Source organism: Streptomyces sp. NBC_01426, from assembly GCF_036231985.1.
Classification (GTDB): domain Bacteria; phylum Actinomycetota; class Actinomycetes; order Streptomycetales; family Streptomycetaceae; genus Streptomyces.
The window spans coordinates 3,389,258-3,404,544 of record NZ_CP109500.1; the positions used below are offsets into that span (position 1 = coordinate 3,389,258).

16 protein-coding genes and 3 tRNA genes are annotated in these 15,287 nt (G+C 72.4%); 6 read left to right on the forward strand and 13 right to left on the reverse strand.

The window, feature by feature from the left end; translation table 11 throughout:
- Positions 1-7 precede the first annotated feature (7 nt).
- On the reverse strand, positions 8-1,495 hold the full coding sequence (locus tag OG906_RS14805) for an MFS transporter (RefSeq protein ID WP_329443150.1): 1,488 nt from the start codon (positions 1,493-1,495) through the stop codon (positions 8-10).
- A gap of 112 nt (positions 1,496-1,607) precedes the next feature.
- A complete protein-coding gene (locus tag OG906_RS14810; RefSeq protein WP_329443151.1) occupies positions 1,608-2,192 on the reverse strand; it encodes a TetR/AcrR family transcriptional regulator in 585 nt (194 codons plus the stop codon).
- Positions 2,193-2,295: 103 nt separating this feature from the next.
- Here OG906_RS14810 and OG906_RS14815 point away from each other — a divergent pair, with 103 nt between their 5' ends.
- On the forward strand, positions 2,296-2,844 hold the full coding sequence (locus OG906_RS14815; protein WP_329443153.1) for an NADPH-dependent FMN reductase: 549 nt from the start codon (positions 2,296-2,298) through the stop codon (positions 2,842-2,844).
- Between the two features lie 114 nt (positions 2,845-2,958).
- On the opposite strand, the gene OG906_RS14820 is transcribed toward OG906_RS14815, so the two are convergent.
- The 5 genes from OG906_RS14820 to OG906_RS14840 form a co-directional block, all read right to left on the reverse strand.
- Positions 2,959-3,387 (reverse strand): MaoC family dehydratase, encoded by a 429-nt coding sequence (locus OG906_RS14820; RefSeq protein WP_267796334.1) that lies wholly within the window; start codon positions 3,385-3,387, stop codon positions 2,959-2,961.
- 1 nt (position 3,388) lies between these two features.
- Positions 3,389-3,841, reverse strand: coding sequence for a MaoC family dehydratase N-terminal domain-containing protein (locus OG906_RS14825; protein ID WP_267796335.1), 453 nt, complete (start codon positions 3,839-3,841; stop codon positions 3,389-3,391).
- A 204-nt stretch (positions 3,842-4,045) separates the two neighbouring features.
- On the reverse strand, positions 4,046-4,210 hold the full coding sequence (gene rpmG, locus OG906_RS14830; RefSeq protein ID WP_006604855.1) for a 50S ribosomal protein L33: 165 nt from the start codon (positions 4,208-4,210) through the stop codon (positions 4,046-4,048).
- Between the two features lie 89 nt (positions 4,211-4,299).
- Positions 4,300-4,372 (reverse strand) — tRNA-Met (locus tag OG906_RS14835).
- Between the two features lie 48 nt (positions 4,373-4,420).
- Positions 4,421-4,493, reverse strand: a tRNA-Thr gene (locus OG906_RS14840).
- Between the two features lie 396 nt (positions 4,494-4,889).
- Here OG906_RS14840 and OG906_RS14845 point away from each other — a divergent pair.
- Positions 4,890-6,212, forward strand: a complete 1,323-nt coding sequence (locus OG906_RS14845; protein WP_329443156.1) for an amidohydrolase family protein — start codon at positions 4,890-4,892, stop codon at positions 6,210-6,212.
- Positions 6,213-6,276: 64 nt separating this feature from the next.
- Positions 6,277-6,933 (forward strand): SDR family oxidoreductase, encoded by a 657-nt coding sequence (locus OG906_RS14850; RefSeq protein WP_267825419.1) that lies wholly within the window; start codon positions 6,277-6,279, stop codon positions 6,931-6,933.
- Between the two features lie 44 nt (positions 6,934-6,977).
- On the opposite strand, the gene OG906_RS14855 is transcribed toward OG906_RS14850, so the two are convergent.
- The gene (locus OG906_RS14855) at positions 6,978-7,418 is read right to left on the reverse strand and encodes a DUF3574 domain-containing protein (protein WP_267796338.1); all 441 of its coding nucleotides are present in this window, start codon (positions 7,416-7,418) and stop codon (positions 6,978-6,980) included.
- 104 nt (positions 7,419-7,522) lie between these two features.
- Between OG906_RS14855 and OG906_RS14860 the strand changes: the two genes are divergently transcribed.
- Complete coding sequence (locus OG906_RS14860) at positions 7,523-8,020, forward strand: hypothetical protein (RefSeq protein WP_329443162.1); 498 nt, start codon at positions 7,523-7,525, stop codon at positions 8,018-8,020.
- Between the two features lie 65 nt (positions 8,021-8,085).
- Here the strand turns inward: OG906_RS14860 and OG906_RS14865 are convergent.
- A tRNA-Tyr gene (locus OG906_RS14865) sits at positions 8,086-8,167 on the reverse strand.
- A 200-nt stretch (positions 8,168-8,367) separates the two neighbouring features.
- Between OG906_RS14865 and OG906_RS14870 the strand changes: the two genes are divergently transcribed.
- Together OG906_RS14870 and OG906_RS14875 are read left to right on the forward strand one after the other, a co-directional pair.
- Positions 8,368-8,856: a YajQ family cyclic di-GMP-binding protein gene (locus tag OG906_RS14870; RefSeq protein ID WP_267796340.1), complete on the forward strand. Its 489-nt coding sequence runs from the start codon at positions 8,368-8,370 to the stop codon at positions 8,854-8,856.
- 317 nt (positions 8,857-9,173) lie between these two features.
- Positions 9,174-10,607, forward strand: a complete 1,434-nt coding sequence (locus OG906_RS14875; protein WP_329443164.1) for a SulP family inorganic anion transporter — start codon at positions 9,174-9,176, stop codon at positions 10,605-10,607.
- Positions 10,608-10,659: 52 nt separating this feature from the next.
- Here OG906_RS14875 and OG906_RS14880 read toward each other — a convergent pair whose 3' ends face one another.
- The 4 genes from OG906_RS14880 to OG906_RS14895 form a co-directional block, all read right to left on the reverse strand.
- A complete protein-coding gene (locus OG906_RS14880; RefSeq protein ID WP_053682648.1) occupies positions 10,660-11,052 on the reverse strand; it encodes a YccF domain-containing protein in 393 nt (130 codons plus the stop codon).
- Complete coding sequence (gene htpX, locus OG906_RS14885) at positions 11,049-11,912, reverse strand: zinc metalloprotease HtpX (RefSeq protein ID WP_266970183.1); 864 nt, start codon at positions 11,910-11,912, stop codon at positions 11,049-11,051. Before htpX ends, OG906_RS14880 begins: the two co-directional genes overlap by 4 nt.
- A 222-nt stretch (positions 11,913-12,134) precedes the next feature.
- Complete coding sequence (locus OG906_RS14890; RefSeq protein ID WP_329443168.1) at positions 12,135-13,700, reverse strand: NADH-quinone oxidoreductase subunit N; 1,566 nt, start codon at positions 13,698-13,700, stop codon at positions 12,135-12,137.
- On the reverse strand, positions 13,697-15,250 hold the full coding sequence (locus OG906_RS14895; protein WP_329448026.1) for a complex I subunit 4 family protein: 1,554 nt from the start codon (positions 15,248-15,250) through the stop codon (positions 13,697-13,699). The genes OG906_RS14890 and OG906_RS14895 overlap by 4 nt, the downstream gene beginning before the upstream one ends.
- Positions 15,251-15,287: the final 37 nt, after the last annotated feature.

Genomic DNA, 15,287 nt, shown 5'->3' on the forward strand with positions numbered 1-15,287 from the left:
CCCGGCCTCAGCCGGCGGCGGGCACCTTGGCCGGGGCCGCGGCCTCGGGGCTCGCGGGGGTCGTGGGAGTCGCGGGGAGGTCCCGGGTCCTGGCCCTGCCCGGGAGCAGGAGGGCCAGGCCGGCGGCGAGGGCGACGGCGATCGCGCCGATCCACAGGGCGGGGATCGTGCCGTCGGTGAAGGCCTGGGGGCTCTCGTAGCCGCCCTGGGCGGAGAAGACCGAGGCGAGGACGGCGACTCCGAGGGCGCCGCCGACCTCGCGGAGGGCGTTGTTGGTGCCGGAGGCCTTGCCCTGGTCGGCGGGGGCCACGGTGGACATCAGCACGTTGGCGGCGGGGGCGAAGTACAGGGCCATGCCGATGCCGCTCAGGACGAGGGCGGGAAGCTGGGCGGCGTACGAGACGTCGGCGCTGAGGATCACCGCGAACCAGCCGAGTCCGAGGGCCTGGAAGGCCAGTCCGGCGGCGACGACCGGCCGGCCCCCGATGCGGTCGGAGAGGATGCCGGCGATCGGCGCGACGATCATCGGCATGCCGGTCCAGGGGAGCATGCGCAGTCCGGCCTCGGTGGGCGAGTAGCCGGCAACGCCCTGGAGGAACTGGGCGAGCAGGAAGATCGAGCCGAACATGCCGAGGAACATCAGCAGGCTGGCCAGGTTGATGCCGAGGAAGCCCCGGTTGCGGAAGAGCCGCATGGGGAGCATGGGGTTCGCGTGGCGGATGCCGTGGCGGATGAAGGCGCCGACGAGCGTGCTGCCGACGATCAGGCCGGTGAGGACGGGGGCGCTGGTCCAGCCTTCGGAGTTGGCGTTGACCAGGGCGTAGACGATCCCGAAGAGGCCGCCGCTGATGAGGAGCGTGCCGGGGACGTCGAGGCGGGAGTCGGGGGCCGTGGACTCGGCGAGCCGCAGTCGGGCGAGGGGGATCAGGGCGAGACCGATCGGCACGTTGAGCCAGAAGATCCACTGCCAGGAGATGTGTTCGGTGAGGCTGCCGCCGATGAGGGGGCCGCTGGCGACGGCGAGGCCGGTGACGGCCCCGTAGATGCCGAGGGCCATGCCGCGTCGGGTGGCCGGGACGGCGGCGGTGAGGAGGGTGAGGGTGAGCGGCATCATGATCGCCGCGCCCACGCCCTGGACGGCCCGGGCGGCGATCAGCTCGTCTATGCCGGGCGAGAGGGCCGCGGCGGCCGAGGCGCCGGTGAAGATCGAGAGTCCGACGATGAACAGCCGACGGCGGCCGAAGCGGTCACCGAGGGCGGAGCCGAACATGAGGAGCACGGCGAAGGTGAGTGTGTAGGCGTTCACCGTCCACTCCAGGTCCTCCAGCTTGCCGCCGAGGTCCTCGCGGATCGCGGGCAGGGCGGTGGTGACGACGAGGTTGTCGAGGGCCGCCATGAAGCTGGCGACGCCGGTGAGGACGAGGGCCCAGACGGCGGGTCCCTTGAGCCTGGTGTCGGCGCTCGTGTCGCCGGGTGCGGTGCCTTGCCTGTCCACGTTTCCCCCTACAGATGCTGTTTGTTAGTTATTGCTGACTAACTTCCTTGCCCGCACGACCGCCGGGACGGGATCGAACGGTGGCCCGGCCGGTGACGCGGCCGGTCGCGTACTAGGCGCTCGTGCGGACGTCGGGTCCGGGGCCGTCCGCCTCGTCCAGGAGGCGACACCCCTCCCAGACGCGATGCTCGGGCGGGAAGCCCAGGGCGGAGAGGGTGTTGATGAGCATCCCGTGCGCCATGAAGCCCGCGACCTGGTCGGCGTCGCCGCCGATCGCCGCCCGCACGGTGTCCCACAGGCGCATCCAGCCGGCCCGGACCATCTCCCCGAACTCCGACTCCCCCGCGGCCTCGGCGGCCGCGACGGCCACGTTCGACTGGAGTTGCATCAGGAGCTTGTCGGGGTGCTCGGCGATGAGCCGCTTGTACGTCTGCGCCATGACCTTGAGCGCTTCCTCACCGCCGAGGCCCTCGGAGGCCTCCTCGAAGGCGAGCCGGATGTCCTCGGTGCAGCGGGCGACGACTTCGATGAAGATCGCCTGCTTGCTCGGGAACAGCCGGAACAGGTAAGGCTGCGAGACGCCCACCCGCTTGGCGATCGTCTCGGTGGAGGTCCCGTGGTAACCGCCCCGCGCGAACTCGTGCATCGCCGCACGGATGACGCTCTCGCGTCGCTCGTCTGCGCTCATCCTTGCCATGGAAGTAAGTTAGTACTCAATCACTAACTTCGTCAACGCCTCTTCACGGGCCGCCTCCCCGACCCCTTCGGCCGCGGCACCGCACGGCCGTAGCATCTCGCCCGTGACCCGAACCCCGCACCTCGCCCTGATCAGCGGAAGCACCCGCGCCGGCTCCACCAACACCTCGGTGATCCTGACCGTTCCCGAGGTCCTCGGCGAGGCGGTGCGCGCCACGCCCTACCTCGACCTGGCGAGGCTCCCGCACTTCAATCCCGACGACGACGTGGAACCCCTGCCGGCCGAGGTCGTCCGGCTGCGCGAGCTGATCGCGGGGGCGGACGCGGTGCTGTTCTGCACGCCGGAGTACGCGGGCGATCTCCCCGGCTCGTTCAAGAACCTGCTGGACTGGACGGTCGGCGGCGTCGAGATCGTGGACAAGCCGGTCGGTTGGATCAACGCGTCCTCGTCCCCGACGGGCGCCGCGGGGGCCCACCGGGCGTTGCGCACGGTCCTCGGCTACACGGGGGCGAGCGTCGTGGAGGAGGCCTGCGCGCGGGTACCGGTCCCCCGGGCCGTCGTGGACGAGGGGACGGGGACGATCACCGACCCGGCCGTCCGCGAGGCGGTCGCGGAGGCCGCCCGCCGGCTGCTCGCCGCGGTCCCCCGGTAGGAACCGGCCCCCCGGCAGGAACCGGCACCCCCGGCAGGACGTCCGCCGCGGGGCCGGCGGCGGGGCGACCGACGGGCCGGGGCGGCCCCGGCCCGACGGTCGCGGGCGCCGGCCTCAGGCCAGCCGGACCACGGCGCGCGACATGCCCAGGACCTTCTGGCCCGCGCTCATCGCCGTCAGGTCCACCCGGACCCGGTTGTCGTCCAGCTTGGCCGCCACCTTGGCGGTGACCTCGATCAGGGCGCCCGTGTCGTCGTTGGGGACGACGACGGGCTTGGTGAAGCGCACGCCGTACTCGACGACCGCGCCGGGGTCGCCCAGCCAGTCGGTGACCACGCGGATCGCCTCGGCCATGGTGAACATGCCGTGCGCGATCACGTCCGGCAGCCCGACCTCCTTGGCGAACTTCTCGTTCCAGTGGATCGGGTTGAAGTCACCCGAGGCGCCCGCGTACCGGACGAGCGTGGCGCGCGTCACGGGGAAGGAGGCAGCCGGGAGTTCGGTGCCGACCTCCACGTCGGCGTACTGGATCTGCGCGGTCATCTCAGGCCTCCTGGGGAGCGCGGGACACGAGCTTGGTCCACGCCGTCACCACGTGCTCGCCGGAGGCGTCGTGGACCTCGCCCCGGATGTCGATGATGTCGTTGCCCGCGAGCGACTTCACGGCCTCGATGGTGGAGGTCACGGAGAGCCGGTCGCCGGCCCGCACGGGGCGGACGTACGCGAACTTCTGGTCACCGTGCACGACGCGGCTGTAGTCCAGACCCAACTGCGGGTCCTCGATGACCTGGCTCGCCGCCTGGAACGTGATGGCGAACACGAAGGTCGGCGGCGCGATCACGTCCTGGTGGCCGAGCGCCTTCGCGGCTTCGGGGTCGGTGTAGACGGGATTCTCGTCGCCCACGGCGACGGCGAATTCGCGGATCTTCTCCCGGCCGACCTCGTACGGATCGGTGGGCGGGTAGCTCCGCCCCACGAAGGTCTGGTCGAGGGCCATGGCTCACTACCTCCTGTTGAGGGACATCAAAGTCACGAGGAACGCGTCACGGATCACCGGCCGCGGCCCCTCGGGCGCGGGGACGTCACGCACGGGGAACAGGGGCGGAACCCGGAAGGATCCGGACGCGGAAACGACACGAGGCCGCCCCCCGATGAAAGGGGACGGCCTCGTGACGGTGCCTGTATTCGAGACTCGCCAGGGTCAGCGGGTCTCGCGGTGCGCGGTGTGCGAGTTGCAACGCGGGCAGTGCTTCTTCATCTCAAGACGGTCCGGGTCGTTACGCCGGTTCTTCTTGGTGATGTAGTTCCGCTCCTTGCACTCCACGCAGGCCAGCGTGATCTTCGGGCGGACGTCGGTGGCAGCCACGTGAGTGCTCCTTGACGGACAATTGGGACGGATGAACGCATACAAGAGTAGCCGACCGGGAGACCGACCCCGCAATCGGCTACTGTGTGTAGCGGCGACCGGACTTGAACCGGTGACACAGCGATTATGAGCCGCTTGCTCTACCGACTGAGCTACGCCGCTTTGATGTGATCGACTCCCCACCCGAGGGCGGGGAACCTCTCTCACCAGAGCCCCAATGCGGAATCGAACCGCAGACCTTCTCCTTACCATGGAGACGCTCTACCGACTGAGCTATTGGGGCGAGCGATGAAGACATTACACGGTTGCCCGCCGATCGCCCAAATCCTTTGCGGGGACCGGGCTCCGAGGGGGTTCGGCCCGGATCGGCGGATCGACCCGCACACCCCTCTCACCGCGTTTTCCCCGGAATTCCGGGACGAATGTGGGCGAGGTCACACGCCCGGCGCCGGTGATCCCGCCCCGATCTCACGCTCTGTGCATGCCGAGCGGCCTCGAAGGGGCCGAAGAGCGCCGGCGCACGCCGGATCCCGTCACGGGGGCACCACACCGGTACGACTATTTCGCTCCTCCGCGAACCGGGGAGGAGCGAGCCCTAGGCTCTGAGCACGCTGCGTGATCTTGGGCCGCGGGCCGCGGCCACGGACCCGGGAAGCGCCCGAGCCACCGCAGGAGCGCGATGTCCGACAGCCCGCCGCAGCAGCCGTCCCACTCCCCGCACGGTGGTCGGGGCGAGGGCGGCGGCCATGGACCCGCACAGGGCCCCCGGAGCCACCCGGGGGGTCCCGCCGCCGGACCCGAGCCCACCACCCTGCTGCTCGCCGGCGCCCGCCTCACCGACGGCCGCACCGTCGACGTCCGGCTCGGCGGGGGCGGCCGCATCCAGGCCGTCGGAACCCCCGGGAGCCTGCCGGCCCCCGCGCTCTCCCGCGTCGACCTGACCGGGTACCTGCTGCTGCCCGCCCCCGCCGAGCCGCACGCGCACGGCGACACCGCCCTGACCGCGGACGGCGAGGGGCCCGTCTCCCACGCCCCCGACGAGGTGCAGCGCCGGGCCACGGAGGCCGCGCTGCTCCAGCTCGGGCACGGCGCCACCGCCCTGCGCTCCCACGTACGGATCGGCGACGTCCACGGGCTCGGCCCGATGGAGGCCGTGCTCCAGGCCCGCCGCTCGCTGCGGGGGCTCACCGACCTGACCACCGTCGCCGTGCCCCGGCTGCTGACCGGGGTCGCCGGGGCGGACGGCCTCGCCATGCTCCGCGACGCGGTCAAGATGGGGGCCTCGGTGATCGGTGGCTGCCCGGACCTCGACCCCGACCCCACCGGCTTCGTCGAGGCCGTCCTGGAACTCGCCGCCGAGCACGGCTGCCCCGTGGACCTCCACACGGACGGGGACGACCCGGCGCGCCTGGCCCGCCTCGCGGCGATGGCCGGCGGGCTGCGCCCCGGAGTCGGCATCGGCCCCTGCGGCGGCCTGTCCCGGCTCCCGCTGGACGTGGCCACCCGCGCCGCCGACCGGCTGGCCGCGGCCGGCGTACGGGTCACCTGTCTGCCCCAGGGGGACTGCGCGGCCCTGGAGCGGCGCGGCCTGCGCACCGCGCCCGTCCGGCTGCTGCGGGCCGCCGGGGTCCGGGTCTCGGCCGGGAGCGGGGCCCTGCGCGACGCCGGCAACCCGGTCGGCCGGGGCGACCCGCTCGAAGCGGCGTACCTGTTGGCCTCCCAGGGCGGGCTCCGGGCCGCGGAGGCCTACGAGACGGTCAGCGCCTGTGCCCGCGAGGCCATGGGCCTGCCCGAGGTGCGGGTGGAGGCGGGCTTCCCGGCGGAACTGCTCGCGGTGCGCGGGGACCGGATCGCCGGGGTGCTCTCGCTGGCCTACAGCCGGATCGTGATCCACCGGGGGCGCGTCGTAGCCCGGACGAGTGCCGTACGGGAGTACTGCGACTCCGCGGTCGCGGTGGCCCTGGACCTGCCCCGGCAGGGGCGTACCGAGCCCGGCCCCTGAGTGGCGGGGGCCGTTCGCCGCCGCTTCGCGGGCGCGGGCGCCCGGCTCGACGTACGGTCGGGGCATGCGCATCGTCATCGCGGGTGGACACGGTCGGATCGCGCTGCGGCTGGAGCGTCTGCTCTCCGCGCGCGGGTACGAGGTCGCGGGCATCGTCCGCGACCCGGAGCAGGGCGACGACCTGCGGGACGCGGGGGCCGAACCGGTGCTCTGCGACCTGGAGTCGGCGACCGTCGAGCACGTGGCGGGGATCCTCCAGGGCGCCGACGTGGCCGTGTTCGCGGCCGGCGCGGGAGCGGGCAGCGGCATCGAGCGCAAGGACACCGTGGACCGGGCCGCGGCGGTCCTCTTCGCCGACGCGGCCGAACGGGCCCGCGTACGGCGCTTCCTGATGGTCTCCTCGATGGGCGCCGACGCCCGCCACGACGGCGACGAGGTCTTCGACTTCTACCTGCGGGCGAAGGGCGAGGCCGACGACCACCTCCGCACCCGGCTGGGCCTGGAGTGGACGATCCTGCGCCCGGGCGCGCTCACCGATCAGGCCGGTACGGGCCTGGTCCGCCTGGAGGCGGACACGGGCCGGGGGTCGATCCCGCTCGACGACGTCGCGGCGGTCCTCGCGGAGCTGATCGAGACCCCGGCGACGGCGGGCCTGATCCTGGAACTGCTCTCGGGCTCGACCCCGGTCTCGGTGGCGGTCAAGGACGTGGCGGGCAACTGACGTCGGACGCGGAGCCCGGGTCCGGGCCCCGGGCCGCGGGTGGTTCAGAACTCGGCGCTGACCTTGTCGTCGGAGCGGCCCACCGAGTCCTGTCGGAACCGGTGCTCGTACGTCCGCCGGATGTGCTCGATGTGCGCGCCGCGCTCCTGCGCCTCCTTCTCCGGGTAGAGCAACACCACCTCGTACGAGGTCTCGTGGACGATCCGGCCGTCCTGGCCGCGCCACTGGCCCCGCCCGTGGTGGACGGTGAGTCCCTCGGGGAAGGCCGGGGTGATCTCGCGGTCGAGGAAACGGGTGAACTCCCCCTCCCCGACCGGCCCCTGACCGCCCGGGCGCTCACTGCCGAAGTACAGCCGCGTCTCCTGGTACGGCTCCCCCACGTGGGTGTCCAGAGCCGCCCCGACCAGGGCCGGGATGCCGGCGCCGAGCAGGGCGAGCAGGACGCCGCCCCCGACCTTGCCTCGTGTGTCCGATGTCCAATGCACGGCCCTTGAACGACCCGACGCCCCCATCGGTGCGCCACAGGCGCCCGATAGGGTCACTGCGGATTCGGCCGCGGGGACGGTCGGACGAGGCACCGGGGTGGGGCATGGGCGACGGCGGCTGGCGGATCGGCGAGGCGGAGGGGGCCCGGCTCGCCGCCCGGTGGTGGAAGTGGGCCCTGTCCGCGCCGGAGGACCGCAGTCCCGTCGGTGACACCACGGGGCGCAACGCCGGATGGCGGCAGCCCGAGGACCTCTGGTTCCTCGCCGGGACGCACGGTGGCCGCGTGGTGCGGCGGTGCACGGTCCCGAGCGGCCGCCGGTTGTTCTTCCCGGTGTTGAACACCCAGCGGGCGGCGGTCCCGTTCGTCACCAGACCGTGGATACCGTCCGTGGCGCGGGCGCGGGCGGCCCTGAACAGCGTGCCGCTGAGGCTGGAGGAGTTCTCCTCGAAGCCGTTCCAGTCCCTGGGGATACCCCGGGTCGCCTGGGGCCTGTGGTGCGGGCTCGGCCCGCTTCCGGCGGGTCAGTACGTACTGGAGATCGCGGCGTCCGCGACGAACGGCTTCTGGGTCGACATCACGTACCACCTGACGGTGGAGTGAGGGCGGGGCCGGTCGGAGAACGAAGAAGGCCCCCGTTCACTGGGTGAACGGGGGCCTCTTTCGCGTGGCGGCGCCAGGGTTCGAACCTGGGTAGGCTGAGCCGGCAGATTTACAGTCTGCTCCCTTTGGCCACTCGGGCACACCGCCAAGAGATGTTGCCGTTTTTCCGCCTTGCGGCGGCGCTCCGTGGCAACGACGTAAACAATACCCGATGGCCGGGGGTGCTTCGCCACAGGATTGATCAGCGCCGGACGTGGGCGTGGTGGCTAGGCTTTGCGGAGCGGGCCGGGGTTGTCCGGCCGCGCCCTCCGGGGCACCACACAGCCGACTTCAAGGAGCCACAGCACATGGCCGACTCCAGTTTCGACATCGTCTCGAAGGTCGAGCGGCAGGAGGTCGACAACGCCCTCAACCAGGCCGCCAAGGAGCTCTCCCAGCGTTACGACTTCAAGGGGACGGGCGCGTCGATCGCCTGGTCCGGCGAGAAGATCCTGCTGGAGGCGAACTCCGAGGAGCGCGTGAAGGCGGTCCTCGACGTGTTCGAGACCAAGCTGGTCAAGCGCGGGATCTCGCTCAAGGCCCTGGACGCCGGTGAGCCGCAGCTGTCCGGCAAGGAGTACAAGATCTTCGCGACGATCGAGGAGGGCATCTCCCAGGAGAACGCCAAGAAGGTCGCGAAGATCATCCGCGACGAGGGCCCCAAGGGCGTCAAGGCCCAGGTCCAGGGCGAGGAGCTGCGCGTCAGCTCCAAGAGCCGCGACGACCTCCAGACCATCCAGGCCCTCCTCAAGGGCAAGGACCTGGACTTCGCGATCCAGTACGTGAACTACCGCTGATCGACCGCGCGGCCATCGCGTGTGGCCGTGAGCACGCACCCCTCCGCGAGCCCGTCCGCACCCGCGGACGGGCTCGCGGCGGTCGGGGGCCGGGCTCGGGGTTCGGGGTTCGGGGTTCGGGGTTCGGGCCAGGGTTGGTTCGGGGCCGGGTGCGGGGCAATGCCCTGACGTGCCCGGTTCCGGCGGGTGGTGGACCGCGCGTGTGCGGGGCGCGTGCGGCGCACGCTCCACCGCGGGCCCCCGTGGTCACTGCCGGCGGGCCGGTGCGCCCGCCACGCTGGGGGACGACCATCCACCACGTGGCAGGGGGTTCTCGCATGCCTGGGGCCGGTACGTTTCGCGAAGACTTCGGGGCGTCCGTCGTCGTCGCGCTCGTCGCGTTGCCGCTCTGTGTGGGGGTTGCCGTCGCCTCCGGGGTGCCGGCCGAACTCGGCATCGTCACCGGGGTGGTCGGGGGTCTGGTCACCGGCTGGTTCCGCGGAAGTTCGCTCCAGGTCAGCGGCCCGGCCGCGGGGCTGACCGTACTCGTCTACGAGGCCGTGCAGGCGTACGGTCTGCCCGCGCTCGGGGTGCTGGTGGTGGCCGCGGGGCTGCTCCAGCTCGGCATGGGGGCGCTCCGGCTGGGGCGGTGGTTCCGGGCGATCTCCGTCGCCGTGGTGCAGGGGATGCTGGCCGGGATCGGGCTCGTGCTGATCGCCGGTCAGTTGTACGCGCTGGGCGGGGTCCGGGCGCCCGGGGAGACCCTCGCGAAGCTGGGCGGGGTGCACGTGCTCGGGGCGCAGGCCGACTGGGCCGCCGTGGCGCTCGGGGCCGGGACCGTCGCCGTGATGGTGGCGTGGCGCCGCGCGCCGGCCCGGGTCCGGCTCGTGCCGGGGGCGCTCGTCGGGGTGGCGGCGGCGACCGCCGCGGCCGCGCTGTTGCGGCTCCCGGTGGACCGGGTGCGGGTGACGGGCGTGCTGGAGGCGGTGACCCTGCCGACCGTGGGCGACTTCGGGGTGCTGCTGTCGGTGGGAGCCGTGGGAACCGTGGTGGCGCTCGCGCTGATCGCGTCCGCGGAGACCCTGTTCAGCGCGGCGGCCGTCGACCGCATGCACGACGGGCCGCGCACCCACTACGACCGGGAGCTGGTCGCCCAGGGCGTCGGCAACCTCACCTGTGGGCTGCTCGGGGCGCTGCCGATGACCGCGGTGATCGTGCGCAGCGCCGCGAACGTGGAGGCGGGGGCGCGGACCCGGGCGGCGCGGGTGATGCACGGGGGGTGGCTGTTGTTGTTCGCCGTGGCCCTGCCGCAGGTGCTGGAGGTGGTGCCGCTCGCGGCGCTGGCCGGGGTGCTGCTGCACGCCGGGTGGAAGCTGCTGCCGGCCAGGGCGGTGGCCGCGCTGTGGCGGACGCACCGGGGCGAGGCGGTGGTGCTGGTGGTGACCGCGTCGGCGATCGTGGCGACCAACCTGTTCGAGGGGGTGCTCATCGGTCTGGGTCTGGCCGTCACCAAGGCGGCCTGGGAGACCTCCCACGTGCACCTGGAGGAGGTCCGGGAGGGGGACGTGCTGTGCGTCCGGGTGGTGGGGAACGCCAACTTCCTGCGGCTGCCGAAGCTGCTGGACTCCCTGGACGCGCTGCCGCCCGAGCAGCGCGTACGGCTGGACCTCGGCGGGCTGCGGCACCTCGACCACGCCTGCCTGACGGCCCTCGACGGATGGGAGCGGGCGCGTGCCCGTACGCCCCTGCCCGGGCGCGAGGGCGTCGCCTAGGGCGACGCCCGGGGCCCGGCGGCCCGTGGGCCCGGCGGCCCCGCGAGGCGGGTCAGCGGGAGGCGAAGGGGGCGTCGGTCGGGACGATCTCGCGGCCCAGCGGGAGCAGGGAGAGCGGGACCATCTTGAAGTTGGCGATGCCGAAGGGGATGCCGATGATCGTGACGCAGAGCGCGATGCCGGTGACGATGTGGCCGAGGGCCAGCCACCAGCCCGCCAGGACCAGCCACAGGACGTTGCCGACGCAGGAGCCCGCGCCGGAGTCGTGGCGTTCGACGGTGGTGTAGCCGAAGGGCCACAGGGCGTACACCGCGATGCGGAAGGCGGCGATGCCGAAGGGGATGCCGATGATGGTGATGCAGAGGATCACACCCGCGAGGCAGTAGCCGAGGAACAGCCAGACGCCGCTGAGGACGAGCCAGATCACGTTCAGGATTGTCTTCACTGCGTACGGCCTGCCATCTGTTCGAGCCGGGCGATGCGCTCGGCCATCGGGGGGTGCGTCGAGAACATCCTCGACAATCCCTCACCGGGGCGGAAGGGGTTGGCGATCATCATGTGACTCGCCGTCTCCAGACGTGGTTCCGGGGGCAGCGGCAGCTGCTTGGTGCCGGCGTCCAGCTTGCGCAGGGCGCTCGCCAGGGCCAGGGGGTCGCCGGTGAGCTGGGCTCCGGAGGCGTCGGCCTCGTACTCGCGCGAGCGGCTGATGGCGAGCTGGATCACGGACGCGGCCAGCGGGCCGAGAATCATGATCAGCAGCATGCCGAACAGGCCGGGTCCCTCGTCGTCGTTCGAGCGGCCGATGGGGATCAGCCAGGCGAAGTTGACCAGGAACATGATCACGGAGGCGAGTGCTCCGGCGACGGACGAGATGAGGATGTCGCGGTTGTAGACGTGGCTCAACTCGTGGCCGATGACCCCGCGCAGCTCGCGTTCGTCGAGGATGCGCAGGATGCCCTCGGTGCAGCAGACCGCGGCGTTGCGCGGATTGCGGCCGGTGGCGAAGGCGTTGGGGGCCTCGGTGGGTGAGATGTAGAGCCGGGGCATGGGCTGGCGCGCGGAGGTGGAGAGCTCGCGGACCATGCGGTACAGCTCGGGGGCCTCGAACTCGCTCACGGGGCGGGCGCGCATCGCGCGTAGAGCGAGCTTGTCGCTGTTCCAGTACGCGTACGCGTTCGTCCCGAGGGCGATGAGGACGGCGACGATCAGGCCGCCCCGCCCGAAGAAGCTTCCGATGACGATGATGAGTGCGGACAGCCCGCCGAGGAGTACGGCGGTCTTCAGCCCGTTGTGCCGGCGGTGCACGGTACGCCCTCCAAGTGGTGCGGCAGGGGGACCCCGTCCAGGATCTTCGGTGCGAAGGGTCTCCGGTCCAGTGGACCCTTCCTTCCTGGTCAACGCGAGGTGAGGGCGTCTGGTTCCCGGGGCATGACGGGGGCGCCGCACCGGTGGGCCGGGCGGCGGGGCGGCCGTGGGCGTTGCTCCGTACGGGTCACGGCGTGCGGGAGGGGCGCGCGGGGCGGGCGGCTACTGGGGGAAGAGGCTGCCCGCGGCGAAGCGCAGGATCAGCTGCGGGGCGCCCGAGAGGACCAGGGCGGTGACTCCGGTCAGCACGATGGCGACGGTGATCGGCAGGGGGGCCTTCACCCGGGCCCCGGCGGGGGCCGCGACGGCGCCCTCGGCGGTGTCGTCGGCCCTGCCCTCCAGGGGGGCGCGGAAGAGCAGGGCCGTCCAGCGCAGGTAGTAGTACAGGGCGATCACGACGTTGATCGCCATCAGGACGGCCAGCCAGCCCAGGCCGGCGTCGACCGCGGAGCGGAAGACGGTGACCTTCGCGAAGAGGCCGATGAGGCCGGGCGGCAGTCCGGCCAGGCACAGCAGGAAGAAGGCCAGGGCCAGGGCGGCGGCGGGGCGCTCGGCGTACAGGCCCCGGTAGTCGTCGATGCGGTGCAGCGGCTTGGTGCGGGCGACCAGGGCGGCCACGGCGAACGCGCCGAGGTTCACGGCGGCGTACATGAGCGCGTAGGCGACGGTGGAGCCGATCTGGTCGCGGTCGGAGTACGCGGCGGCGGCGATCGGGACCAGCAGGTAGCCGGCCTGGCCCACCGAGGACCAGGCGAGGAGCCGGACGGCGCTGTGGGGGCGGTCGGCGGACTGGCGCAGCGCGGCGACGTTGCCGACGGTCATGGTCAGCGCGGCGAGGACGGCCAGCGCCGGACCCCAGATGTCGGAGTACGCCGGGAAGGCGAGGACCGTGACGAGGATCAGGCCGGTGAAGCCGACGGCCTTGCCGATCACCGAGAGGTAGCCCGCGATGGGCAGCGGGGCGCCCACGTAGGTGTCGGGGACCCAGAAGTGGAACGGGACGGCCGCCGTCTTGAAGGCGAAGCCGACGAGGGTGAGGGCGACGCCCGCCATGGCGAGGGTGTCGAACCGGGCGGGCACGTCTTCGAGGCGGTCGGCGACCTGGGCGAGGTGCAGGGAGCCGGTGGCGGCGTAGACGAAGGCGACGCCCATCAGCGACACGGCGGTGGCGGTGACCGAGGACAGGAAGAACTTGAGGGCCGCCTCGGAGGACAGCCGGTCGCCGCGGCGCATGCCGACGAGGGCGAAGGCCGGCAGCGAGGCGACTTCGAGGGCGACGATCAGGGTCGCGAGGTCCCGGGAGGCGGGCAGCAGGGCCGCGCCGGCGGCCGAGGAGAGCAGCAGGAACCAGTACTCGCCGGCCGGCATGCGGGCGTCGCCGACGGCGGTGACCGACAGCAGGGCGGTGACCAGGGCGCCGGCCAGCACCAGGAACTGCACGACGAGCGCGAAGTGGTCGGCGGTGTAGCTGCACGCGCCGGGGTCGCCGGTGAGGCAGAAGGTGGCGCGGTCGCCGGCGCGCAGCGGCAGCAGGGAGGCGGTCGCGGCGGCGAGTCCGGCCACGGAGATCCAGCCGAGCAGCGGCTTGCGCTCCTGCGGCAGGAAGAGGTCCGCGACCAGGACGGCGAGGGCGACGACGGCGGTGATGACGACGGGGGCGATCGCGAGCCAGTCCACGGACTGGACCAGGCTCGGGGTCTGCGCGCCCGCGGCGGACAGGACCGTCATGACGTGCCTCCTGCGAGGAGCTTCTGGACGGCCGGGTCGGTGAGGCCGAGGAGGACGGCGGGCCACAGGCCGGCGAGGACGGTGAGGGCGACGAGCGGGGTCCAGGCGGCGAACTCGTAGTGCCGGACGTCCGCGACGGTGATCTCGGGTCCGGCCTTCGGGTCGCCCATGCACACCCGTCGTACGACGACCAGGAGGTAGGCGGCGGTGAGCAGCGTGCCGAACGCGCCGACGGCCGTGTACGTGAGGAACGCCGAGCGCGGCAGCCCCGCGGCCGGGTCGAACGCGCCGAACAGGGCCAGCATCTCCCCCCAGAACCCGGCGAGGCCGGGCAGTCCCAGGGAGGCCACGGCGGCGAAGGCGAGGAGCGCGCCCAGGCGGGGCGCGCGGCCGTAGAGGGCGGCTCCGGTGGCCCCGGCGAGGGTGTCGAGGTCGGCGGTGCCGTAGCGGTCCTTGAGGGCGCCGACCAGGAAGAAGAGGAGGCCGGTGATCAGGCCGTGGGCGATGTTGGCGAACAGCGCGCCGTTGACGCCGGTGGGGGTCATGGAGGCGATGCCGAGGAGCACGAAGCCCATGTGGCCGACGGAGGAGTAGGCGATGAGCCGCTTGAGGTCGCCCTTGTTGCCCTTGCGCGCCAACGCGAGGCAGGCGAGGGACCCGTAGACGATGCCGACGACGGCGAACGCGCCGAGGTAGGGGGCGAAGGTGGCCATGCCGTCGGGGGTGATCGGCAGCAGGATGCGGACGAACCCGTACGTGCCCATCTTCAGCATCACGCCCGCCAGCAGCACCGATCCGACGGTGGGGGCGGCGGTGTGCGCGTCCGGCAGCCAACTGTGCAGGGGCCACATCGGGGTCTTCACGGCGAGGCCGAGGCCGATGGCGAGCACGGCCAGGAGCTGGGTGGTGTGGGACAGTTCGCGGCCGTTGTCGGAGGCGAGTGCCACCATGTCGAAAGTGCCGCTGTCCAGCCCGATCAGCAGCAGGCCGAGCAGCATGACCACGGATCCGAGGAGGGTGTAGAGGATGAACTTCCAGGCGGCGGCCTGCCGCTGAGCGCCGCCCCAGCGGGCGATGAGGAAGTACATCGGGATGAGGACCATCTCGAAGGCGAGGAAGAACAGCAGTAGGTCGAGGACGGCGAAGGTCGCGAGGGTGCCGGACTCCAGGACGAGCAGCAGGGCGACGAAGGCCTTCGGGGAGGGGCCCTCGGGGAACTTGAAGTAGCTGTAGAGCGCGCAGAGGAAGAACAGCAGCGCGGTCATCAGGAGCAGGGGGAGCGAGATGCCGTCGATGCCGAGGTGGATCCGGATGTCCAGCGCCGGGATCCAGCCGATGTCCGTCGTCGCCTGGAAGCGAGACGGGGCGTCGTGGTCGAAGCCCAGGGTGAGGGCGATCGCCGCGGCGAGGATCACGCCGGTGACGCTCACGCCGTGGCGCAGCACGGCCTGTTCGGGGCTCTTGCCCCTGAGGCCGGGCGGGGCCGGCAGGAGGGCGGCGACGGCGCCGAGGAGCGGTACGGCCACGACGAACGCCAGGAGGAACTGCATCACGGACGGGCTGATATCAATCACGGCTGACTCACGG